General features: G+C 64.4%; 20 protein-coding genes. 11 read left to right on the plus strand and 9 right to left on the minus strand.

Annotated elements, in window-relative coordinates:
• Positions 1 to 4: 4 nt before the first annotated feature.
• The 4 genes from hemB to Q0X18_RS07540 are packed head-to-tail and all read right to left on the minus strand — an operon-like array spanning position 5 to position 3,744.
• Positions 5 to 1,027 carry a porphobilinogen synthase gene (gene hemB / locus Q0X18_RS07525; protein WP_297560530.1) on the minus strand — a complete coding sequence of 341 codons (1,023 nt, stop codon included), beginning with the start codon at positions 1,025 to 1,027 and terminating at the stop codon, positions 5 to 7.
• The gene (locus Q0X18_RS07530) at positions 1,015 to 1,695 is read right to left on the minus strand and encodes a uroporphyrinogen-III synthase (RefSeq protein ID WP_297560532.1); all 681 of its coding nucleotides are present in this window, start codon (positions 1,693 to 1,695) and stop codon (positions 1,015 to 1,017) included. The genes hemB and Q0X18_RS07530 overlap by 13 nt, the downstream gene beginning before the upstream one ends.
• On the minus strand, positions 1,680 to 2,582 hold the full coding sequence (hemC, locus tag Q0X18_RS07535; RefSeq protein ID WP_297560534.1) for a hydroxymethylbilane synthase: 903 nt from the start codon (positions 2,580 to 2,582) through the stop codon (positions 1,680 to 1,682). Before hemC ends, Q0X18_RS07530 begins: the two co-directional genes overlap by 16 nt.
• The gene (locus tag Q0X18_RS07540; RefSeq protein ID WP_297560537.1) at positions 2,575 to 3,744 is read right to left on the minus strand and encodes a glutamyl-tRNA reductase; all 1,170 of its coding nucleotides are present in this window, start codon (positions 3,742 to 3,744) and stop codon (positions 2,575 to 2,577) included. Before Q0X18_RS07540 ends, hemC begins: the two co-directional genes overlap by 8 nt.
• A 169-nt stretch (positions 3,745 to 3,913) precedes the next feature.
• On the opposite strand from Q0X18_RS07540, the gene hemL reads away from it, so the two are divergent.
• From hemL to Q0X18_RS07595, 11 genes are all read left to right on the plus strand, one after another.
• Positions 3,914 to 5,236, plus strand: coding sequence for a glutamate-1-semialdehyde 2,1-aminomutase (gene hemL, locus Q0X18_RS07545; protein ID WP_297560540.1), 1,323 nt, complete (start codon positions 3,914 to 3,916; stop codon positions 5,234 to 5,236).
• 186 nt (positions 5,237 to 5,422) lie between these two features.
• Positions 5,423 to 6,442: an ABC transporter substrate-binding protein gene (locus Q0X18_RS07550; RefSeq protein ID WP_297560541.1), complete on the plus strand. Its 1,020-nt coding sequence runs from the start codon at positions 5,423 to 5,425 to the stop codon at positions 6,440 to 6,442.
• Positions 6,443 to 6,496: 54 nt separating this feature from the next.
• Positions 6,497 to 7,300: an ABC transporter ATP-binding protein gene (locus Q0X18_RS07555; RefSeq protein ID WP_297560544.1), complete on the plus strand. Its 804-nt coding sequence runs from the start codon at positions 6,497 to 6,499 to the stop codon at positions 7,298 to 7,300.
• Positions 7,297 to 8,061, plus strand: coding sequence for an ABC transporter permease (locus Q0X18_RS07560; protein ID WP_297560546.1), 765 nt, complete (start codon positions 7,297 to 7,299; stop codon positions 8,059 to 8,061). The genes Q0X18_RS07555 and Q0X18_RS07560 overlap by 4 nt, the downstream gene beginning before the upstream one ends.
• Positions 8,062 to 8,063: 2 nt before the next feature.
• Positions 8,064 to 8,561 (plus strand): 2-oxo-4-hydroxy-4-carboxy-5-ureidoimidazoline decarboxylase, encoded by a 498-nt coding sequence (gene uraD, locus Q0X18_RS07565; RefSeq protein WP_297560549.1) that lies wholly within the window; start codon positions 8,064 to 8,066, stop codon positions 8,559 to 8,561.
• 55 nt (positions 8,562 to 8,616) lie between these two features.
• Entirely contained in the window at positions 8,617 to 9,933 is a 1,317-nt protein-coding gene (locus tag Q0X18_RS07570; protein WP_297560551.1) for a urate hydroxylase PuuD, read from the plus strand.
• Between the two features lie 9 nt (positions 9,934 to 9,942).
• Positions 9,943 to 10,299, plus strand: a complete 357-nt coding sequence (gene uraH, locus Q0X18_RS07575) for a hydroxyisourate hydrolase (RefSeq protein ID WP_297560553.1) — start codon at positions 9,943 to 9,945, stop codon at positions 10,297 to 10,299.
• Between the two features lie 142 nt (positions 10,300 to 10,441).
• On the plus strand, positions 10,442 to 11,689 hold the full coding sequence (locus tag Q0X18_RS07580; RefSeq protein WP_297560556.1) for an allantoate amidohydrolase: 1,248 nt from the start codon (positions 10,442 to 10,444) through the stop codon (positions 11,687 to 11,689).
• 9 nt (positions 11,690 to 11,698) lie between these two features.
• Positions 11,699 to 13,063, plus strand: a complete 1,365-nt coding sequence (locus Q0X18_RS07585; RefSeq protein WP_297560559.1) for an allantoinase — start codon at positions 11,699 to 11,701, stop codon at positions 13,061 to 13,063.
• A gap of 25 nt (positions 13,064 to 13,088) precedes the next feature.
• Complete coding sequence (gene allE, locus Q0X18_RS07590; RefSeq protein ID WP_297560562.1) at positions 13,089 to 13,838, plus strand: (S)-ureidoglycine aminohydrolase; 750 nt, start codon at positions 13,089 to 13,091, stop codon at positions 13,836 to 13,838.
• A 124-nt stretch (positions 13,839 to 13,962) separates the two neighbouring features.
• Positions 13,963 to 15,255, plus strand: a complete 1,293-nt coding sequence (locus Q0X18_RS07595) for a M20 family metallo-hydrolase (RefSeq protein ID WP_297560564.1) — start codon at positions 13,963 to 13,965, stop codon at positions 15,253 to 15,255.
• 436 nt (positions 15,256 to 15,691) lie between these two features.
• Here the strand turns inward: Q0X18_RS07595 and rplT are convergent, their stop codons facing one another.
• The 5 genes from rplT to Q0X18_RS07620 form a co-directional block, all read right to left on the minus strand.
• Entirely contained in the window at positions 15,692 to 16,039 is a 348-nt protein-coding gene (rplT, locus tag Q0X18_RS07600; RefSeq protein ID WP_119339499.1) for a 50S ribosomal protein L20, read from the minus strand.
• 16 nt (positions 16,040 to 16,055) lie between these two features.
• Positions 16,056 to 16,256, minus strand: coding sequence for a 50S ribosomal protein L35 (rpmI, locus tag Q0X18_RS07605; protein WP_297560567.1), 201 nt, complete (start codon positions 16,254 to 16,256; stop codon positions 16,056 to 16,058).
• Positions 16,257 to 16,350: 94 nt separating this feature from the next.
• On the minus strand, positions 16,351 to 17,487 hold the full coding sequence (locus Q0X18_RS07610) for an FAD-binding oxidoreductase (RefSeq protein WP_297560569.1): 1,137 nt from the start codon (positions 17,485 to 17,487) through the stop codon (positions 16,351 to 16,353).
• Between the two features lie 52 nt (positions 17,488 to 17,539).
• A complete protein-coding gene (locus Q0X18_RS07615) occupies positions 17,540 to 18,607 on the minus strand; it encodes an ABC transporter ATP-binding protein (protein ID WP_297560571.1) in 1,068 nt (355 codons plus the stop codon).
• 7 nt (positions 18,608 to 18,614) lie between these two features.
• Positions 18,615 to 20,837: an iron ABC transporter permease gene (locus Q0X18_RS07620; RefSeq protein ID WP_297560573.1), complete on the minus strand. Its 2,223-nt coding sequence runs from the start codon at positions 20,835 to 20,837 to the stop codon at positions 18,615 to 18,617.
• Positions 20,838 to 20,854: the final 17 nt, after the last annotated feature.

Genomic DNA, 20,854 nt, shown 5'->3' on the forward strand with positions numbered 1-20,854 from the left:
CTCCTCAAATCCAGCCCTGGGCCAGGGCCTCCTGGGCGTGGTAGCTGATGATCAGGTCGGCCCCGGCCCGCTTGATGGCCACCAGGGTCTCGCGCACCGCCCGGGCCTCGTCCAGCGCGCCGGCCCGAGCCGCCGCCTTGAGCATGGCGTACTCGCCGCTCACGTTGTAAGCCACCAGCGGCAGTTGGGTTTGCGGGCGCAGGCGGGCCAGAATGTCGAGGTAGGCCAGCGCGGGCTTGACCATGAGCATATCGGCCCCTTCAGCCTCGTCGAGGGCGGCTTCGCGCAGGGCCTCGCGGGCGTTGCGGATGTCCATCTGGTAGCTGGCCCGGTTGCCGAAGCTGGGGGCACTCTTGGCCGCATCGCGGAAAGGGCCGTAAAAAGCGCTGGCGTACTTGACGGCATACGAAAGGATGCCCACCCCGGTATGGCCGGCCTGATCCAGGGCACGGCGCAGGTAGCCCACCCGCCCGTCCATCATGTCGGAGGGGGCCACAAAATCGGCGCCGGCCTCGGCATGGGCCAGGGCCATGGCGGCCAGTTGCGGCAGCGAGCGGTCGTTGTCAATCCACACCCCTCGAGGAGTCTCTTTCAGTACCCCGCAGTGGCCGTGGGTGGTGTGGGCGCACAGGCAGACGTCGGTGTAGATGACCACGTCCTCGCCAAAGGCCTTGCGGGCTTCCCGGATGGCGGTAGGCACCGGGCCTTTTGCGTCGGCGGCGCTGTTGCCGTGGGGGTCTTTCCAGGTATCGGGCAGCACGCCAAAGAGCAGCAGGCTGCGCAGGCCCAGCTTCAAGGCCCGTTCGGCCTCGAGCAGGAATTGATCCACGCTGTAACGCCGGATTCCGGGCAGGGCCTCGATGGGTTCGGCCAGTCCCTGCCCTGGCATCACAAAAAACGGCACCAGAAAGTCGGTGGGGCGCAGGTGGGTTTCGGCTACGCTCTCGCGCAAGGGCGCACTGGAGCGCAGTCTGCGGGGTCGCCGGGCAAGTTCGGGCAGAATCTCGGTGCTTTTTAGGTCGAGCATGTCTCACCTCGAAGGTGCTGGATGGTTTCCACAACGGCCTCCACGCTGGGCCTGGGTACCAGGGTGTACGAGAAGCCCCGCTCGGCCAGGGCTGCTGCTGTGGTGGGGCCCAGGGCCAGCAGATGGGCGCTGCGCCCTACCCTTTCCGGCAAGCCTTCTACCCCCGACGGGCTGGCCAGTAGCACCAGCTCCGGAACCGGCAGATCGGAGGGCCAGGGCGCGGGCAGGGTCTGGTAGACCACCACACTCCGCACCGTGTAGCCCGCTTCTCGCAGCCGCTGGGCCAGCACCGGGCGCGCGCGGTCGCCCTGCGGCAGCCCCACAAAACCAAAAGGCCGCTGGGCCAGGAAGGCTTCGGCCAGGCTCTCGGCGGTCTCTTCGGGTGCTACCAGATCTACCCTACTGCCGGCCTCTTCCAGGGCCTGCTGGGTGGCCCGGCCCACCGCGCCCAGGCAGCGGCCCCTTAGGTCGGTACCCAGCTCGAGCACGGCCCGCACCGCGGCCACGCTGCTAAACAGCCACCAGCGGCAGTCGGATAGGGGTCTCAGGTCGGCGGGTAGGGTTTGGGTCTGGATGAGCGGATGGCGCAGCACCTCGAGGCCCATCGCCTCCAGGCGCTCCTGCAAGCCCATCAAACGCCCCTCGGACTGGGTTAAGACGATGCGCATACCACCTCCGGATGCTCTGCACAAATTTGGCGATACACGGCCTCGGCCACCGCCTCGGGGGTTTCGGCCAGCGCCTGGTAGCGCCTTCCCCCATACCAGGCCAGCAGCCTGAGGCCCTGCGGGGTTTCCTGGGCCCAGGCCCCCAGGGCCAGCTGACAGCCCCCGGCCAGTTTCTGCATGAGCCCCCGCTCGGCCCCCACCGTGCGGCGGGCCTGGGGGTCGTCCAGGGGTTGTAGCAGGGCTTTGAGCGGGTGGTCGTCCTGGCGGCACTCCAGGGCCAGCGCGCCCTGGGCTGGAGCCGGCACCAGCACGGTTGTGGGCAGCACCTGGGTGTAGAACTCGCTCAAGTCCAGCTCGAGCCGCTTCAAGCCGGCATAGGCCAGCAGAATAGCGTCGTACTCACCGCGCCGGAGCTTATCCACACGGGTCGGTACATTCCCACGCAGTTCCTTCAGGCTCAGGTCGGGCCTGAGCTGCCTGAGCTGGGCCTGACGCCGCACCGCGCTGGTGCCCACCTGGCCGCCCAGGCGCACGGGAAGGCCGGGTGCAGCTTCGTCCAGGGCTTCCGGGCGAACCAGCAAAATCTCGCGGGGGTCTTCTCTTTTGGGCACGGCGGCAATTTCCAAACCTGCTGGCCGGGCGCTGGGCAGGTCTTTGTACGAATGCACCGCCAGGTCGGCCTCCCTGTTCAGCACTGCGTCTTGCACGGCTTTGGTGAAAAAGCCCTGGCCTTGCATCTGGGCAAAGGGCAGGCCCTCCCGGTCGCCCTGGGTTTCCACCACCACCAGCTCCACCTGAGCCCCCTGCTGCTCGAGCTGATCCTTCACCCAGCCCGCCTGCCACAGCGCCAGGCGGCTGCCGCGGGTAGCGATGCGCACCCTATCCACGCCCCACCTCCAGCAGGCCGGCCTCTTGCAGGAAGTACTCGGCGGCCTCGGGGCCATGCCGCCGGGCCAGGCCGCGCAGGCCCTTCACCGGGAAATGCGCGAAGCGGTGGGCCAGCCGCTCGATGAGTTCGGGTTCCACCCGCTCACCCACCAGCTCGGCCAGAGTACGGCGGTAGGCCTCGCGCATCTGGGTGATGGCCGGCGCGATGGCCCGCTCGGCCCACTCGACCAGGGCCTGCTCCAACTCCTGGGCCACGATTAGCTCGGCCCTGGCCAGCTCGGCCCGCAAGCGGGCGCGGCGTTCTTCCCCCAGGCGTTCCAGCAGGTTCAGGTCGAAGAGCACCACCCCTCTGGCCGCCTCGGGAACGATGTTTCTGGGCATCCCCAGGTCTACTGCCACCTTGAGCTGGGGTTGGCCCTGAAAAAAAGTTTGGTCGAACAAACCCTCCACCGGCGTGGCCGCTACCAGGGCCTCGAGGGGCGGGGGGTTCTTCAGGAAATCGGAGAGCGACATAGCCCGAGCACCCAGCGCTTCGGCCAGGGCCAGGGCTTTCTCGGGGGTGCGGTTCACCAGCAAAAGCTCGATGCCGGGCAGGGCCGCCAGGCTGCGGGCTGCCAGGCTGCCCATCTCGCCGGTACCCACCACCGCCACCCGCGATGGGCGGGGCAGGAGAGCTTCCAGGGCCGGCCGGGCCAGGCTAAACAGTGAGGTCTGGGCCGGGGCCAGCTCCACCTCCCGGCGAACCCGCTTGGCAATCTTGAGCGCGCTCTGAAAGGCAAAGCTGGTCAGGGGCCCCACGCTACCGGCTTTTTGCGCTGCATCGAAGGCCAGGCGCACCTGCCGCATAATCTGGTCCTCGCCGGGGTTCACCGAGTCGAGCGAGGCCGCCACCCGGGCCAGGTGCTCCAGGGCAGCCTCGCCCTGGTAGGCGTAGCCCCGTGGAAGCTGGGGTGGAACCAAGGTTGCTCGAGCCTGCTCGAGCGCCACCCCTTCCTTCAGGGCCAGCACCACCTCGCTGCGGTTGCAGGTGAGGAGGGGCACCCACTCCGCGGCCAGCGCGGCCACCTCTGGAGTATGGTTTTGCCACCAGATACTCCACTGGGTCAGGGCTTCGACCCCGCCCCTCCGCTGTGAAACCCCAATCAGGGCCAACCGCTCCATACGAAACTGATTATCAATAGCAAAACGCTTAGAAAAGTGTCACAAAACTGTCACCTACCTCTTCGGCCTTTGGCAAATTTCCTGTCCCCAACGGACTCGAGACATCCTCATGGGATGTGCCGGGTAACACCGGGTTGTCCATAGGGCCAAAGGGTGCTAAGTTCTGCACATGCGCCACTCGATCACGCGGTCGGAGGAGTTATTCAAAGAAGCCCAGCAAGTGATACCCGGTGGGGTGAACTCGCCGGTGCGAGCCTTCAAGGCCGTGGGCGGCACGCCGCGCTTCATCGCGCGGGCCCAGGGGGCCTACCTCTGGGATGCCGATGGCAACCAGCTTTTGGATTACATTGGCTCCTGGGGGCCCATGATTCTGGGGCACAACCACCCGGCGGTAATTGCCGCCATCCAGCAGGCCCTGGCCGAAGGGCTGAGCTACGGGGCCCCCACCGAGCGGGAGATCCGGCTGGCCCAGCGGGTGCGGGAGGCCTACCCCAGCGCCGACCTGGTGCGTTTTGTGAGCAGCGGCACCGAGGCCACCATGAGCGCCCTGCGGCTGGCCCGGGGCTACACCGGGCGCGACCTGATCGTGAAGTTCCGGGGCAACTACCACGGCCATGCCGACAGCCTCCTGGTGCAGGCCGGCTCGGGCCTCCTTACCGGGGGCGGGGGCAGCGCCCGCAGCGCCCCCTCGAGCGCCGGGGTGCCCCAGGCCTTCGCCGAGCTGACCCTGGTGGCCGATTACAACGATCCCCAGGCCCTCGAAGACCTCTTCCAGCGCTACGGTGAGCAGATCGCCGCGGTGATCTTCGAACCGGTGGTGGGCAACGCGGGGGTGCTCATCCCCACGCCCGCGTTCCTCGAGGCCCTGCACCGACTGACCCGCCAGTACGGGGCCCTGCTGATCGCCGACGAGGTGATGACCGGCTTCCGCCTGGCCAAGGGGGGCGCGGTGGAGCTTCTGGGCCTGCAACCCGACCTGATCTGCTGGGGCAAGATTCTGGGGGGCGGGCTGCCGGTGGGGGCCTACGGGGGCCGGGCCGAAATCATGCAGCAGGTGGCGCCGCTGGGCCCGGTCTACCAGGCCGGCACCCTGAGCGGAAACCCCCTCTCCATGGCCGCCGGGCTGGCTACCCTGGAGACCCTTTTCCAGGACCCGCCCTATGCCCGGCTCGAGGCCTACGGCGCGGCGCTCGAGAAGGGCCTGCAAACCCTGTTTGCCGAGGCCGGGCTGCCGGTCGCCATCAACCGCGTAGGCTCCATGATTACGGTTTTCTTCCGCGAGGGGCCTGTACAAACCTACACCGCGGCCGTGGCCTCCGACACCGAGCGCTTCAAGGCCTTCTTCCACGGCCTGTTGCAGCGGGGCGTCTACTGGCCCCCCAGCCAGTTCGAGGCCGCCTTCTTCTCACTGGCGCATGGCCCGCAGGAGCTGGACAAAACCCTCGAGGCCGTTGCCCAGGCACTCAAAGAACCCGCAGCCTTTGCGGGATGAACCTGGGTGTGTTTATAAAAATACGAACACCCTGGGCATTTCCCATAAGCAATAAGCGGGAATACGGCCGCTCCTGTTCAAAACGTTCATCCGACCCTGGCAGCTATTGAGAGCTACCGTTGACACTGCGCCAGGCATCTACCTATACTCGGCCCAGGTGTATAAAAACACCGGGGAGGTTTGTTTATGTGGACTCGAGGTCTGCTTTTTGCCCTGTTATTCCTGACCGGCCTGGGCCTGTCTCAGTCGCGCACCAACGTGCGTTTTACCCTGGACTTTGCTTTTCAGGGGCCCACCGCGCCCTTTTTGCTGGCCCAGGACAAGGGCTACTACACCGCCGAAGGGCTGAACGTGAGCATTGACCGGGGTTTTGGCTCTGCCGATGCCATCAGCAAAATTGCCGCCGGCAACTACGACATGGGCTTTGCAGACTTCAATTCCCTGATCGAGTTCAACACCCGAAACCCCAACAACCAGCTCCTGGCGGTGTTCATGGTCTACAACACCACCCCCGCCGCGGTGTTTGCCATCAAGGGCAAAGGCATTGCCCGCCCCACCGACCTGGCGGGCAAAACCCTGGCCGCCCCCGCAGGCGACGCGGGCCGCCGGCTCTTCCCGGTGTTTGCCGAGGCGGTGGGCCTGGACGCTTCTAAAGTCAACTTCATCAACGTGGACGTGCCGCTGCGCGAGCCCACCCTGGCCCGCGGTCAGGCCGACGGCATCACCGGTTTTTACTTCACCTCCTTCCTCAACCTCAAAAACGTGGGGGTCAAGCCCGAGGATCTGGTCATCTTCAAGTACGGCGACTACACCCAGAACCTCTACGGCAACGCGGTGGTGGTGCGGCGCGACTTCGCCCAGGCCAACCCCCAGGCGGTGGCGGCCTTTTTGCGGGCTCTGGTCAAGGGCTTCAAGGATGTGATCGCCAACCCCGATGAGGGCGTGGCGGCGGTCAAGCGGCGGGACGGGCTCATCAACGAGGCCCTCGAGCGCGAGCGGCTGCTGCTGGCCCTCAACACCCACGTCCTCACCGCCGACAGCCGGGCCTTTGGGCTGGGCTCGGTGCGGCGGGAGCGGGTGGAGCGCAACATCCGCGCGGTTGCCAAAGCCTTCGACCTCAACACCACGTTGCGGGTGGAGCAGGTCTGGAGTGAGCGCTTCCTGCCCCCCATCGCCGAGCGGCGGGTGACCGGCCCGGCGCGATGAGCCTTTTTGACCATCCAACCCGAGCAGGCTAAACTCTAAGCCAAGGAACAAACCATGCCTTTCATCGAGCTTAGCAACGTAAGCCTGCGCTACGACAACGGCTACCTGGCGGTGGAGGGGGTCAACCTCTCCATCGCTCAGGGCGAATTTGTGGCGTTGGTGGGGCCTTCGGGCTGCGGGAAGTCTACGCTCTTGCGGGTAATCTCGGGGCTGCGCCCCCCCAGCAGCGGCCAGGCCACCGTGCACGGTCAGGTGGTGCGGGGGCCTATCGCCGGCATTGGGATGGCCTTCCAGAACCCCACCCTGATGCCCTGGCGCACCATCCTGCAAAACATTCTGTTGCCGCTCGAGGTCTCGGCCCAGCACAAGCAGCAGTACCGGCAGAACCCCAAGCCCTACATCGAGGCAGCCCGCGAGCTGATGGCTTCGGTGGGCCTCGCGGGTTTCGAGAACGCGCACGTCTGGGAGCTTTCGGGCGGGATGCAGCAGCGGGCCAGCCTGTGCCGGGCGCTCATCCATCAGCCCGAAATTCTGATGCTCGACGAGCCCTTCTCGGCGCTCGACGCCTTTAGCCGCGAGGATCTGTGGCAGGCCATGCAGGTGCTCTACATGAGCCGCAAGCCCACGGTAATTCTGGTTACCCACGACCTGCGCGAGGCGGTGTACCTCTCCGACACCATCTACACCATGAGCACCCGCCCCGGCAAAATCGCCTATGCCCGCCGGGTGGAGTTTCCCCGTCCCAGGGCCCTCGAGCTCACCTACGAGGACGAGTTTACCCACATCGTCAAGGAATTGCGCGAGCAGATCGGAGGCCTGCGCACCCAGATCAGCGGCCTGAAGGGGGTGGGCGCGTGAAGCCCCGCACCCGCGATACCCTGATTGCCGCCGGGGCGAGCGTGGGCTTGTTTGTGCTGTGGGAGCTCTCGGTGCGGCTCTTCAAGATTCCGCCCTTTGTGCTACCGGCCCCCTCGCAGGCCATCGCGTCGCTGCTTCCGGTCTGGGGGGTGGTGGTGGGCCACGCCTGGCAGACCCTCTGGACGACCCTGGCCGGTTTTGGGATTGCGGTGGTGGCCGGGGTGCTGCTGGGGGCAGCGGTGGGCACCTCCAAGCCCCTGAACCTGGCGTTGTATCCCATCCTGGTGGGCTTTAACAGCGTGCCCAAGGCGGCTCTGGTGCCGGTGCTGGTGCTGTGGTTTGGCATCGGCACGGTGCCAGCCATCCTGACCGCTTTTCTAATCTCGTTCTTCCCCATCGTGGTGAACGTGGCCACCGGGCTGGCCTCGGTGCCGCCGGAGCTGCGGGAGGTGCTGCGGGTGCTGGGCTCGAGCCGCCTCGAGGCCTTTACCAGGGTCTCCATTCCCTTCTCCATGCCCTACTTCTTCGCTTCGCTCAAGGTGGCCATCACCCTGGCCTTCGTGGGCGCGGTCATCTCCGAGATCGCCGCCTCGCAAAAGGGCATCGGCTACCTGATGACCTCGGCCAGCTCGCAGTTCAACGTGCCGCTGGTCTTCGGCGGGCTCTTGCTCATCGCAATCATGGGCATTGCCCTCTATGCGGTATTTGCCATTTTGGAGCGCCGCCTGGTGGGCTGGGCCTACCGCAGCCAGAACGCCTGAATATGAACCTTGAAGCAGTAAATCTTCTCTCCAAAGAAGCCTTTGTCGAACGGGTGGGCTGGGTCTTCGAGCACTCGCCCTGGATCGCCGAGCAGGCCTGGGCGCAGCGGCCCTGGGCCAGCCTCGAGGCCCTGCAGCAAAGCCTGGTGCAGGTGGTGCAGCAGGCCCCCAAGGAGGCCCAGCTCGCCCTCCTGCGGGCCCACCCCGACCTGGGCAGCCGCGCCCGCATGGCCCCCGCCTCGGTAGCAGAGCAAAAGGGGGCTGGCCTGGATGCCCTCTCCCCCGCCGAGTACGAGCGCATTCAGGCCCTGAACCGGGCCTACACCGGGAAATTCGGCTTCCCCTTCATCCTGGCGGTGCGAGGCAAAACCAAGGCCGACATCTTCCAGGCCATGGAGCAAAGGCTCCACAATTCCCCGGAGGTGGAGTTCCAGACGGCCCTGGAGGAAGTCTTCAAAATTGCCCGTTTCCGCCTGGCCGACCTGCTGCAAAGAGAATAATCTTGCGTTTGACAACCCTCCGGCCGTCTCGCCTAGAATCAGTCTGGACTACACCATGAACCCCCTGAACCAAGACCGACTGCGAATCGTCAAGTGGCCCTGGGTGCTGGCCCTCCTGGCCCTCTTCGCTGTGGCGGTGGCCCTCACCCTGGCGAACGGCTGGCAGGCCCACGCCCGGGAGTGGCTCAACCTGGTGGTGCGCTGGCTGCACATCATCTACGGCATCGCCTGGATTGGGGCCAGCTTCTACTTCATCTTTCTGGAGAACGCCCTCGAGCGCCCGGGTGTACGGGCCGAACTCTCCGGCAACATCTGGGCCATCCACGGCGGCGGCATCTACTACCTGGAGAAGTACAAAACCGCCCCCAGGGAGCTGCCCCGATACCTGCACTGGTTCAAGTGGGACGCCTACCTCACCTGGGTTACGGGCTTCTTGCTGCTCATCATCGTCTACTACGCCGACCCCCGTACCATCCTGCTGGCCCCCGGCAGCACCCTGCCGGGCTGGGCGGCCATCGCGATTGCCATCGGAAGCCTGGTAGCGGCCTGGCTCATTTACGTGGGGCTTTCCAGCACCCAACTGCTCTACCGCCCAGCTCTGTTTTTGCTGGTGGGCGGGGTGCTGGTCGCGCTGGCGGCCTATCTGCTGGGTCAGGTCTTTAGCGGGCGCGGCACTTTTATGCACATCGGGGCCATGCTGGGCACCATCATGGCCGCCAACGTGTTTTTTGTGATCATCCCCTCACAGAAAAAGCTGGTGCGGGCCGCGCAGCAGGGCGAGGCCCTCGACCCCAACTTCGTGGCCTGGGTGCAGCTTCGCTCCCGCCACAACAACTACCTCACCCTGCCGGTGCTCTTCACCATGATCGCCCACCACTTCCCCATGACCTATAACAACGGGGCAAACTGGCTCATCCTGATCCTGCTCTTTGTGGCCGGGGTGGCGGTGCGGCACTTCATCAACGTGACCGAGAAAGAGCACCACAAAACCCTGATTGAAGGCGGGGCCATGCCCTACCTGCTGGTGCTGGCGGCGGCTTTGCTCCTGGGGGCTTTCTACCTGACCGCCCCGCGCCAGAGCCTCGAGGCCCAGGGCCAGCCACCTGTGGCCTTTGCCGAGGTGCAGGCCATCATCGCGGCGCACTGCCAGATGTGCCACGCGGCCCGCCCCACCCAGCCGGGCTTTGCCTCGGCGCCGGGCGGGGTGATGCTCGAGACCCCCGAGCAGATTGTGGGGTATGCCCAGAAAATCAAGCAGGTTACGGTAGACACCCAGTACATGCCCCTGCTGGTGCCGGGGGTTCCGCCCATGACCCCCGAGCAACGGGCCAGGCTGGGGGCCTGGGTGGCCCAGGGCGCGCCGAGGCCGTAGGATTAAGACATGGCACGCCTCTCGACCCATGTGCTGGACACCGCCCACGGCCGCCCCGCGGCGGGGCTCGACCTCGAGCTCTACCGCATCGGCCCCGCGGGCGAGCGCACCTTGGTGACCACGGCCCGCACCAACGCCGATGGCCGCACCGATACCCCCTTGCTCTCGGGCGAGACCATCCCGGTGGGCCTGTACGAGCTGGTCTTCCACGTGGCCGCCTACTTCAAGGCCCAGGGCGTCCCCCTGCCCGACCCCCCCTTTCTGGACAAGGTGCCCATCCGCTTCGGCATCGCCGAGGCTCGAGGGCACTACCACGTACCGCTCCTCATCGCGCCCTATGGCTACAGCACCTACCGGGGTAGCTGAGTACCCCACGGGAAGCTTCATCCCTTGCCCCGTCCGCAGCAAACCACGTTTTACGCTTCCCGCGGGAGCCCCAGGATGGGAAAATCGGGGATACAGGGATCCAGAGCCCTACGAACAAGAACGCATCCCAACTGACCCGAACATGAATCTTTCCGATACCGACTTCTCCCAACTGGCCCAGGAAGCCCTCGAGCGCTGCCTGGCCCTGGGCCGCCTGTCCGAAGAAGCAGGCCGCCTGACCCGCACCTTCCTCTCCCCCCCCATGCGGGAGGTGCACCGGCTGCTTGCCGCCTGGATGCAGGAGCTGGGCATGGCGGTGCGGGTGGACGCGGTGGGGAACCTGATCGGGCGCTACCCCGGCCAGACCCCCGACGCCCCGGCCCTGCTGATGGGCTCCCACGTGGACACCGTGCGCGATGCGGGCCGGTACGACGGCCTTCTGGGGGTAACGCTGGCGCTGGCGGTGGTGAAAGCCCTGGAGGGCCGCAGGCTGCCCTTTGCCATCGAGGTGATTGCCTTCTCGGAAGAGGAGGGGGTGCGGTTTGGGGTACCCTTCCTGGGGAGCAAGGCCATCGTCGGGCGGTTCGAGCCGGAGCTGCTAAAGCTGCAAGATGCCGAGGGACAGACGGTCGAGGCGGCCATCCGGGCCTTTGGCTTGGAGCCCGCCCAGATTCCCCAGGCCGCCTATAACCCCGCCCAGGTCAGGGGGTTTCTGGAGTTTCACATCGAGCAGGGGCCGGTACTGGAGGCCCTGGGGTATCCGCTGGGCCTGGTGGAAGGCATCGTGGGGCAGAGCCGGCTCGAGGTGGCCTTCCGCGGCAAGGCCGGGCACGCCGGCACCGCGCCCATGCACCTGCGCAAGGACGCCCTGGCCGGGGCCGCCGAGTGGATTACCCTGGTCGAGCGCGAGGCCCGCGAGGAGCCGGGCCTGGTGGCTACGGTGGGCATGATCACCGCATTGCCTGGGGCGGCCAACGTAATTCCGGGGGAGGTGCAGATGAGCCTGGATGTGCGCCACCTCGAGGACGAGATCCGCAGCCTGGCGGTCGCCAACCTGATCACCCGGGCCCAGCAGGTGGCCCAGCGCCGGGGCCTCGAGCTCGGCTACCGCACCCTGTACGAGCAGCCCGCGGTGCCCTGCGACCCCGGCCTGAACGCGCTGCTGGCCGAGGCCCTGGAGGCCCAGGGCTACCCGGTGCACCGGATGGTCTCGGGGGCCGGGCACGACGCCATGATTATGGCGGCCCTGTGCCCCGCCACCATGCTGTTCCTGCGCAGCCCCGGCGGCCTCTCGCACCACCCGGAGGAGTCGGTCTGGCCGCAGGACGTGGAAGCCGCCCTGCGGGTGGGCCTGGACTTTTTGCACAGGCTGGCAGCCGAAGTTCTGTAGGGAGGGGTGATGCTCGATCTAATCGTGCGCGGTGGAAAGCTGGTCACCCCCGAAGGGGTGCGGCAGGCCGACCTGGCGGTCGCAGATGGGCGGATTGCCCAGATAGCCCCGGAAATTGCCGAACCGGCCCGGCAGGAGCTTCGCGCAGAGGGCTTGCACGTCTTTCCGGGCCTGATTGACGTACACGTGCACTTCAACGAGCCGGGGCAGGCCCACTGGGAAGGCATCGCCACCGGCAGCGCGGCCCTGGCCGCCGGCGGCGGCACGGCGTTTTTCGATATGCCGCTCAACTCCCTGCCCTGCACCCTCGATGCCCCTTCCTTCGACCAGAAGCTGGCAGCCATGCGGGCCTCCTCCCACACCGATTTCGCCCTGTGGGGGGGCCTCACCCCAAACACCTTGCAGCATCTACCCGACCTAGCCGAGCGGGGTGTAATCGGGTTCAAGGCTTTTATGTCAAACTCGGGCCTACCCGAGTTTCCCGCTTGCGACGATGCTTCTTTATTCGTTGGGATGCGCCTGGCGGCCCAGTTGGGCCTACCGGTAGCCGTGCACGCCGAGTCAGACGCCATGACCGCCTACCTGGCCCAGCAAAAACGCCAGCAAGGCCAGACCACCTGGCGCGACTTTCTGGACTCAAGGCCGGTTTACACCGAACTCGAGGCCATCCAGCGGGCCTTGTTGTTTGCCCAGGAAACCGGCTGTCGGCTGCACATCGTGCACATCAGCTCGGGGGCCGGGGTAGTGCTGGCCGCCGAGGCCAAAGCCAGAGGGGTGGACGTGAGCCTCGAGACCTGTCCCCACTACCTGGCCTTCACCGAGGAAGACCTCGAGCGCCTGGGGGCCGTCGGCAAGTGCGCCCCGCCCCTTCGCTCCAGCGACCAACAAACCCTGCTGTGGAGCCAGGTGTTGCAGGGGCAGATTGATATCATCGCTTCCGACCACTCCCCCAGCCCCCCCGAGATGAAGCAGGGCGACGACTTTTTTGCCCTGTGGGGCGGGATTGCTGGGGTGCAGTCCACCCTGGCTGTGCTTCTAACCGAAGGCTGGCAACGGCGCGGGCTGGCCCTGGAGCGGCTGGCCGCCCTGCTCTCGGCCAACCCGGCGCGGCGTTTTGGCCTCGTGGGCAAGGGCCGCCTGGCCGAAGGCTACGACGCCGACTTCACCCTGGTAGATCTGCAGCAGACCCACACCCTGGAGCCCCAGAACCTGCACTACCGGCATCCCATCTCGCCCTACCTGGGCCGTACCTTCGTGGGGGCTGTGCGAGAGACCTGGCTACGGGGGCAGCGGGTGTATGCCTTGGGTAAGATAGAAAAGCCCAGCGAGGTTCGATTGCTCAAGGGGTCGATCCCCTTCAGGACAGAACCCTGACGGGCCTGTTCACCTAGAGGAGTCTATGAGTCTGACCGGTTTTACCCGTACCCGTGTAGCCCCCGACCACGCCCTCTTGACCCCCGATACCTTTGTGCGGGCCCCCCTGCCCGGCTGGAAAAACACGGCCTGCATAGTGCACATCTCCCCCGAGCTGGGGGCCCGCTTCAAGATGTACACGGTGGAGATGGAAGCCGGTGGCACCGGCGAGATGACCCTGCTGGATATCCAGCGGTTTGCCTATGTGCTGGAAGGTGCGGTGGCGCTCGAGGTGGGCGGCGCCCGGCATGCCCTGGGGGCCCACCACTACGCCTACCTGCCGGCCAACACCCCGCACCGGTTCGAGGCCGCCGCCCGCGCGCGGATGGTGGTATTCGACAAGCCCTACCAGGCCCTGGCCGGGGTAGAAGTGCCCTCCGTGGTGCTCGGGCACGAGCCCGATATCCCCAGCAGCCCGCTCCTGGGCGACGAGGCCCTGCAGGTGCGCCTGCTCTTGCCGGATAACCCCTCTTTTGATATGGCCGTCAACACCATGACCTTTGCCCCCGGCGCCCACCTGTCGCTGGTGGAAACCCACGTGATGGAACACGGCCTGCTCTTCCTCGAGGGCGGGGGGGTGTACCGGCTGAGCGACCACTGGTACACCGTGCAGGCCGGCGACGTCATCTGGATGGCCTCCTACTGCCCACAGTGGTTCGGGGCGCTGGGCAAAACACCCAGCAAGTACCTGATTTACAAAGACGTCAACCGGCACTCGCTCGAGCTGCTCTCCTGATAGCGCCCCTCACGCCGCATCGGGGCGGTGGAGGCTGGTTGGCTGGGTGCGGTAAACTTCTCGTGCTGGATTTTCTACAAGTCTGACTTGAGCATATCTTCCAAAATTTTTATCGGAGTAGCCCATGATCGTACGACCCCTAATAGACCAAGAACGAATTATCCGTGAACTCGAGGCCCTGGCGGAGTTTTCCGATACCCCCAAGCCGGCCATTACCCGCATCCTGTTTACCAAGCCCGACCTGGAAGCGCGGGCCTACCTCAAGGGGCTGTGCGAGGAAGCGGGTCTCAGCCTACGGGAAGATGGGCTGGGCAACATCTTCGCCCGCTGGGAGGGCTCCGCGCCCGATCTGCCTGCGGTGGGTACCGGCTCCCACTTCGACGCCATCCCCTATGCCGGCATGTACGACGGTACGGTGGGTGTGCTGGGAGGGCTGGAGGCCATCCGCTCCCTTCAGCGCAGCGGCTTCAAGCCCTACCGCTCCATCGAACTGCTCATATTCACCGCCGAGGAGCCCACCCGTTTTGGCATTGGTTGCCTGGGGAGCCGGGCCCTGGCCGGGGTCTTGAGCCCCGATTCGCTGCGCGAGCTCAAAGACCCGGAGGGGCGTACCCTTGAGGAGGTGCGCTGGGAGGCTGGTTATATGGGCCGCCTGGAGGACGTGGCCCTCCCCGAGGGCTACTACTCGGCTTTTGTGGAGCTGCACATCGAGCAAGGACCGGTGCTCGAGCAAGAACGCGTCCCGCTGGGCATCGTGACGGCCATTGCAGCCCCGGCCTCCCTGCGGGTTAACCTGGAGGGGGTAGGAGGCCACGCCGGAACCGTTCTGATGCCCGATCGGCGCGATGCCCTGTGCGCCGCCGCCGAGATTATTCTGGGTGTGGAGGCCTTTGCTAAAAACAGCGGCAGCATCAATACCGTGGCTACCACCGGCTTTTGCGAGGTTTATCCCAACGCAGTCAATAGCGTGCCCAGCCGGGTCAGGCTCGAGGTCGACATCCGCGATATCGAACAGTCCCGCCGGGATCAGGTGATTCGCAGTGTCATTCAGGGGGTCGAGCAGGTCTGCACCAGACGTGACATCAAGTACAGCGTAGAAATTATCAACATAGACCCCCCCGCCAAGGCAGGCTCTGAGGTGTTAAAGGCCCTGGTGGCTTCGTGTGGCGAGGCCGGGGTAAAGTTCAAGTTTATGGTGAGCCGGGCTTACCACGATGCCTTGTTCATGGCCCGGATTACCCCCACCGCTATGCTGTTTATTCCATGCCGGCAAGGTGTGAGCCATCGCCCAGATGAGTATGCCGCGCCCGAAGATATTGCCAGGGGCGTCCACGTACTGGCCCTCACCCTAGCCAAGCTCTCGCTAGCCGAGGACAAAGCCGTTCCAAAGGACGACCCCGTTTTACTCGATGAGTAAGTTTTTTGGCAAAAGCTTGCAATAGCGGGTGCGTTGCCAGAAAAACCCCATAATACGAACCTGCTGAGAGGGTTCGCTGGGTTTCATGCCGGATTCAAGGAGAAGCTCATTCCAATAGACTAGCTTTTTGAACCCAAGTACATTCCCTTTGCTCGAGGTAGTTTGTCACAGTTCAGCAATATGCTGTTCAATTCTGGTTTCATCTAGGCGATCAGTACCCACGGCCGGCCATACAGAGTTTGGAGCCATAATACGCATTTCGGCAGTATCGTTCACTTCGGCAAGCCTAAACGATACTACCGAAATGCTTTTCTACTCCCTTCGGTCGGTTTGAATCCTTCACCTCTGACTGCGTCCACCGGTGAAGGATTCAAGCGGAAACGGTATAAAACAACACCCACCGCAGGGGTGGGTGTTGTGGATCGATAAAACCTACCTAGGCCCTGGCTTTGCTGACCAGTTCAGCGAAAGCTTCGGGCTGGCGTACCGCAATATCGGCAAGAATCTTGCGGTCAAGCTCGATCCCAGCCTTTTTGAGGCCGTGCATAAACACGCTGTAGCTCAGACCATGCTGACGAGCAGCAGCGTTGATACGCACAATCCACAAGCGGCGCATATCGCCCTTGCGCTTGCGGCGGTCGTTGAAGGAGCGCATGGCTCCGCTAAACAGGGTTTCGCGGGCCTTACGAACACTCTTGGAGCGCAGGGCGTAAAAGCCCTTGGCACGCTTAAGGATGGCCTTGTGTTTACGACGACGAACTACACCGGTCTTGGCGCGTGGCATTCTGTATCACCTCTCCTTATACGTCGTAGGGCATCAGACGGTGGACACGGCGCTCTTCACCTTTCGAAAAGGTAAAGTCGCGCCCTTTCTGACGGCGGCTGCTGCCCGACTTGTGCCAGTTGAGGTGGCGCTTCCCCGGCTTTTTGCCTACCACTTTGCCTGTAGCCGTGATCTTGACACGGCTTTTGGCGCCCTTATGGGTCTTCATCTTGGCCATGGTCTACTCCTATGTGGCCGCTCGAGTGCCTCCTGGGAGGGCTTCAAACTCGGCAGCCTTGCAAGTATAGCATCCCCTGGGCTACCTGCCAACCCTAAACGATATTCTTTTCAACTGTATTTTTTGCGCCAGCAAATCGTTCGTAGCGCAGTGCGTCTATATTCAAACTGCAGGCCCGACCCTCCACCACTTCCTCGGCCATCAGACGGCCTACCATAGCAGCCTGTTGCACCCCATGGCCGGAAAAGCCACAGGCGTTAACCCAGCCCTCCACACCGGGCATCCGGCCCAGGATGGGGTTGTGGTCGGGGGTCACCTCATAGTAGCCCCACCAACTGGCTTTGTGGTCGAGCTGGAACTGCTCGAGCCAGGGGAAGCGAGCCAGGCCCACCTCCAGGGTGGGCTCGAGCCAGCTCCAGTCCATACCCTCGCTAAAGCCCAGGTCATCTGGGTTGCTGCGGCCAAAGATTAACCGGTCGTGCTCGGGACGAAACCAGAAACCGCTGGACAGATCTATGGTCAGGGGGTGCCAGGCAGGATGGGGAATGGGCGCGGTGCAGAAAACCATCCGTCGGGCGGGATGCACGGGAATTTCCAGCCCGGCCCTGCGCCCCACCTCGCCCGCCCAGGCCCCAGCAGCATTGAGAATGATACGGGTCTCGAGCAATCCTTGGGAGGTCTGCACCTTCCACCCGGCCTTGGTCGGTTCGGCTGAGCAAAACTCGGTCTCGGTAAGCACCACAGCACCCAACTCCCTTGCACGCCGGAGGTAAGCCATGCAAATGCCATGGGGGTCTACAATGCCATCAGCAGGGCCATAAGTAGCCCCCAGGGTAGGTTCCAGGCCCGCGGCCAGCGGCATGAAGTCGAACCATTCCTGAGCAGCCTCGAGATCCCGCACCTCCACCGGCACTCCCAGGCTGCGCTGCAGCTCCACCCCCGCCAGGTGCTGTTCCCACTGGGAGTCCGGCACCAAAAACAAGTAGCCGATGGGCCGGTAGGCGGCTTCGGGCATCTGTTGGTACTCTTGAATGGAATACCAGGACAGAAGGATGTTGGTGGCTTCAGTAAACTGCACCCGCACACCCGCCGCGCTCTTGCCGGTCGAACCCATGGCCGGCGCCGGAGCCTGCTCAAGCACAGCTATTCGCAGGCCGCGTTCGGCCAGGCGATAGGCACAGGCCGCACCGATAATGCCCGCCCCAGCAACTAAGATATCGTACTGCATCATCGCGCCTACTGTAGCGTATCAGGCAGTTCGGTACAAAGTGGGGCGTTACAGCTCATGCCGGGAGCAAATAGGTTCCCTGCGGAGCAAACCATATCCGAACCTTCTCGCCACGGCCCGGCAGCTCGGGGGCGTCGCCTGCGACCACACCCTCGAGCCGACCCACAGCGGTGTCTACGCTGAACTCGGTAGAGGAACCCAGAAAGGACACCAGGTGCACGGTGCCCTCGAGGCCCTCCCCTTCCCTCGAGACCCGCAGGGCCTCCGGCCGCACCATCACCGTCACCCTGCCCGAGATGCCCTCCTGCTGGTGGGGCAGGCTGTAAGTTCCTACCTGGAGGAGTCCGCCGCTGTAGTACCCTTCAAAAAAGTTGGCCCGCCCGATAAAGTCGGCGGCAAAGCGGCTGATGGGCCTGGTGTAGAGGGTACGGGGGTCGCCCTGCTGCTCGATGACCCCCTTGTTCATCAGCACCACTAGGTCGGAGATGGCCATGGCCTCTTCCTGGTCGTGGGTTACGTAGAGCGAGGTGATGCCGAGTTCTTGCTGTATGTCGCGGATTTCCTCGCGCACCCGCTTGCGCAGCTTGGCGTCGAGGTTGGAGAGCGGTTCATCGAAAAGCAGCACCCGTGGCTGCATAACCAGCGAGCGGGCCAGGGCTACCCGTTGCTGCTGCCCCCCCGATAGGGCCGCTACCGGGCGCTCCTCGAGGCCCGTCAGGCCTACCTGCCGTACCACCTCGGCCACCCGCTCGCGGATTTCCTCCCTGGGGCGACGGGTCACCTCGAGGCCATAGGCGATGTTCTGATAGACGTTCATATGGGGGAAGAGGGCGTAGCTCTGGAACATCATGGTGATGTCGCGCAGATATGCCGGTAGCCGGGTGACGTCCTCCCCGCCAAAAAGAATGCGTCCCTCGGTGGGGCGCTCGAGCCCGGCTACCATGCGCAGGATGGTGGTTTTTCCACAACCCGAGGGGCCCAGTAGGGTGACGAGCTTCCCCGCCGGTAGCTCCAGGTCTACCTTTTCCACCGCGGTCACTTTGCCGAATTTCTTGACGATGCCCTCGAGCCTAACCGACACCGCCTGGTGCGCGCCCTTCAGATTGGCTACAGCTTGCTGCATATTGACCTCACACCGCGGACTCCAGCGAGGCGCCGCGTCCCAGCCGCCTCGAGGCGGCAAACAGAATCAGGATGACCGTGAGCAAACCCAGAATCATTACCGTGGCCATGGCCGCGCCCCGGCCCAGGTCGCCCTGCTCGATCCAGCGCAACATCAGCACGGTGGCCAGTGCGTTTCCGGGGCTAATCAGGAAGATAATCTGGCTGATGGCGGTCATGCCCCGCACAAAGGCGAAAACCAGCCCGGCCAGAAGCTGGGGGATAAGCAAGGGCAGCAACACCCTGCGCAGGGTGGTGCTCGAGGGCGCTCTGAGCAGGGTGGAGGCTTCCTCCAGGCTTTTATCAATCTGGGAAAGGCCCGAGATAACCCCCCGCACCGCTGCTGGCATGTTACGAAAAACCAGCGCCAGCACGATGATGATGCCGGTGCCGGTAAGCAGCCAGGGGCCGGTGTTGAAGGCCAGGATGTAGGCTACACCCATCACGGTGCCGGGGGTGGCAAAGGAGAGCATCGAACCCACTTCTAATAGCCCCCGCCCCCAGAACTGCTGCCTCGAGACCAGATAGGCAATCAGGGAGCCTACCAGGGTGGCGATAATTGCGCTGATAAAGGCCAGTTGCGCAGTTTTGAACAGTACCGGCAGGCCCAGGTTGGTCAGGTCAATGTAGTGCTTGAAGGTAAAGCTGTTGTTGATACCCCAAATTTGTACAAAGGAGCCAAAGAAAATTGAGAAGTACAACAGCACCACCGCCAGGCCCCACAAGGCCAGGATGCTTTGCAGGGTGCGCTCGAGCCAGACCGGCAAGGGCGAAAAGTTGCCCGCTCCGGGCTTGCCCGTAACCGTAACAAACGAAGTATTGCCCAGCCACACGCGCTGCAAGCCGAATATCACCAGTACCAGACACAATAGCACCGCGCCGTAGACCGCTGCCTCGTTGGGGTCGTAGCGTCCGGTCAGGGCCAGGAATACCTCGGTGGCCAGGAAGTTGCGGTCACCCCCCAGCAGCATAGGGTTGCCGAAGTCGGCCAGCGACTCGATGATGGTCAGCAAAAATGCCGCCGCCAGCCCAGGGCGCAGCAGGGGCCAAGTAATGCGGCGGAAGGTATCCCAGGGGTGGGCCCGCAGGGTGGCCGAAGCCTCCTCGAGGGCCGGGTTCAGGCCCTGCACCGAGCCGCGCAGAATCAGGAAGGCCACTGGGGTGAAAGCGAAAATTTGGGCAATGGCTACCCCGTTGATGCCAAACAAAAAACTGGTTTTGAGGCCCAGCAGGTCGCTGGTGATGATGCCGCTGCGCCCCAGCCAGTAGATGAGGGCAAACGCGAACACAAACGGTGGGGTGATGAGGGGCAGCAGGCTGACCACCCCCAGGCTGCGGCGAACCCAGTCGGCCCTCGAGCGCTGCTCCAAGAGCGCGAACACCAGTCCCAGCGCAGTGGTAATGGGGGCCACGATGAGGGCTAGGTACAGGCTGGTAGGAAATGCCCCACCCCCAAAAATGCCCGCACCCACAATCCAACCCAGCACCAGACCCGCCACCAAACCGCTGAAGACTCGAGGCCAGCGCCAACCTCCACGGGCCGCCAGCCCCGCACCCAACAGCCCAGCGACCAGGGTAACCAGGCCCACCTGCAAGCGCTCCGACTGGGCAGTGTAGGGATTCTCGATGGTGATGAACAGCGGTGAGCTGAGCACGCTTTGAATCTTGCTGAGGGTAAAGACACCCTTAACCACCACCGATTCGTGCAGCACGGTAAAAAGTGGATAGATAATGAACAGCAGCACAAACAGCGCAGACAGCAGGATACTGGTAGTGACAAAGGGGTCGTTTTGGATAATGCCTGACTCGCTCAGCCCAATGCCCACCACCGTCAGCAGGGCGACCAGCACCACCAGCGCGCCCAACCCCAGCGGCGCCGAGGTAGCCACCAGCCACCCCACACCTGCCAGAAAGCCCCCGGAACCTAGCACCACCAAGGCGTAGCCCCTATGCACCAGGGGAAGGCGGAGCAAGCTCAGGGCCGTAAGGCTGAGTGCAATGGCCAGCAGCACCGCTCCCAACACCGGGGCGGTGCTCATAGCCAGAAGGTTGGGGTTGAACTCGAGGAAACTTCGGTCGGTACGAACCCACGGCAGTAGCAAGAGGCCCAGCAGGCTTACCAGTCCGGCCATCCACGCAGAAGACCTTCCGCTGGCCATGCCCACAAGGCCGGTTTTTCCTATTACAGCCATTCAGGCTCCTTTGATAG

Origin of the sequence: Meiothermus sp. (genome assembly GCF_026004075.1) — a bacterium.
Classification (GTDB): domain Bacteria; phylum Deinococcota; class Deinococci; order Deinococcales; family Thermaceae; genus Meiothermus.

Coding starts and splice junctions, on each gene's coding strand:
- Q0X18_RS07550 (WP_297560541.1), top strand. CDS start 5,423: ATGTGGACTCGAGGTCTGCTTTTTGCCCTGTTATTCCTGACCGGCCTG.
- uraH (WP_297560553.1), top strand. CDS start 9,943: ATGGCACGCCTCTCGACCCATGTGCTGGACACCGCCCACGGCCGCCCC.
- Q0X18_RS07585 (WP_297560559.1), top strand. CDS start 11,699: ATGCTCGATCTAATCGTGCGCGGTGGAAAGCTGGTCACCCCCGAAGGG.
- Q0X18_RS07595 (WP_297560564.1), top strand. CDS start 13,963: ATGATCGTACGACCCCTAATAGACCAAGAACGAATTATCCGTGAACTC.
- rplT (WP_119339499.1), bottom strand. CDS start 16,039: ATGCCACGCGCCAAGACCGGTGTAGTTCGTCGTCGTAAACACAAGGCC.
- hemL (WP_297560540.1), top strand. CDS start 3,914: ATGCGCCACTCGATCACGCGGTCGGAGGAGTTATTCAAAGAAGCCCAG.
- Q0X18_RS07540 (WP_297560537.1), bottom strand. CDS start 3,744: ATGGAGCGGTTGGCCCTGATTGGGGTTTCACAGCGGAGGGGCGGGGTC.
- Q0X18_RS07610 (WP_297560569.1), bottom strand. CDS start 17,487: ATGATGCAGTACGATATCTTAGTTGCTGGGGCGGGCATTATCGGTGCG.
- Q0X18_RS07620 (WP_297560573.1), bottom strand. CDS start 20,837: ATGGCTGTAATAGGAAAAACCGGCCTTGTGGGCATGGCCAGCGGAAGG.
- Q0X18_RS07530 (WP_297560532.1), bottom strand. CDS start 1,695: ATGCGCATCGTCTTAACCCAGTCCGAGGGGCGTTTGATGGGCTTGCAG.
- Q0X18_RS07570 (WP_297560551.1), top strand. CDS start 8,617: ATGAACCCCCTGAACCAAGACCGACTGCGAATCGTCAAGTGGCCCTGG.
- allE (WP_297560562.1), top strand. CDS start 13,089: ATGAGTCTGACCGGTTTTACCCGTACCCGTGTAGCCCCCGACCACGCC.
- rpmI (WP_297560567.1), bottom strand. CDS start 16,256: ATGGCCAAGATGAAGACCCATAAGGGCGCCAAAAGCCGTGTCAAGATC.
- Q0X18_RS07615 (WP_297560571.1), bottom strand. CDS start 18,607: ATGCAGCAAGCTGTAGCCAATCTGAAGGGCGCGCACCAGGCGGTGTCG.
- hemB (WP_297560530.1), bottom strand. CDS start 1,027: ATGCTCGACCTAAAAAGCACCGAGATTCTGCCCGAACTTGCCCGGCGA.
- Q0X18_RS07555 (WP_297560544.1), top strand. CDS start 6,497: ATGCCTTTCATCGAGCTTAGCAACGTAAGCCTGCGCTACGACAACGGC.
- uraD (WP_297560549.1), top strand. CDS start 8,064: ATGAACCTTGAAGCAGTAAATCTTCTCTCCAAAGAAGCCTTTGTCGAA.
- Q0X18_RS07580 (WP_297560556.1), top strand. CDS start 10,442: ATGAATCTTTCCGATACCGACTTCTCCCAACTGGCCCAGGAAGCCCTC.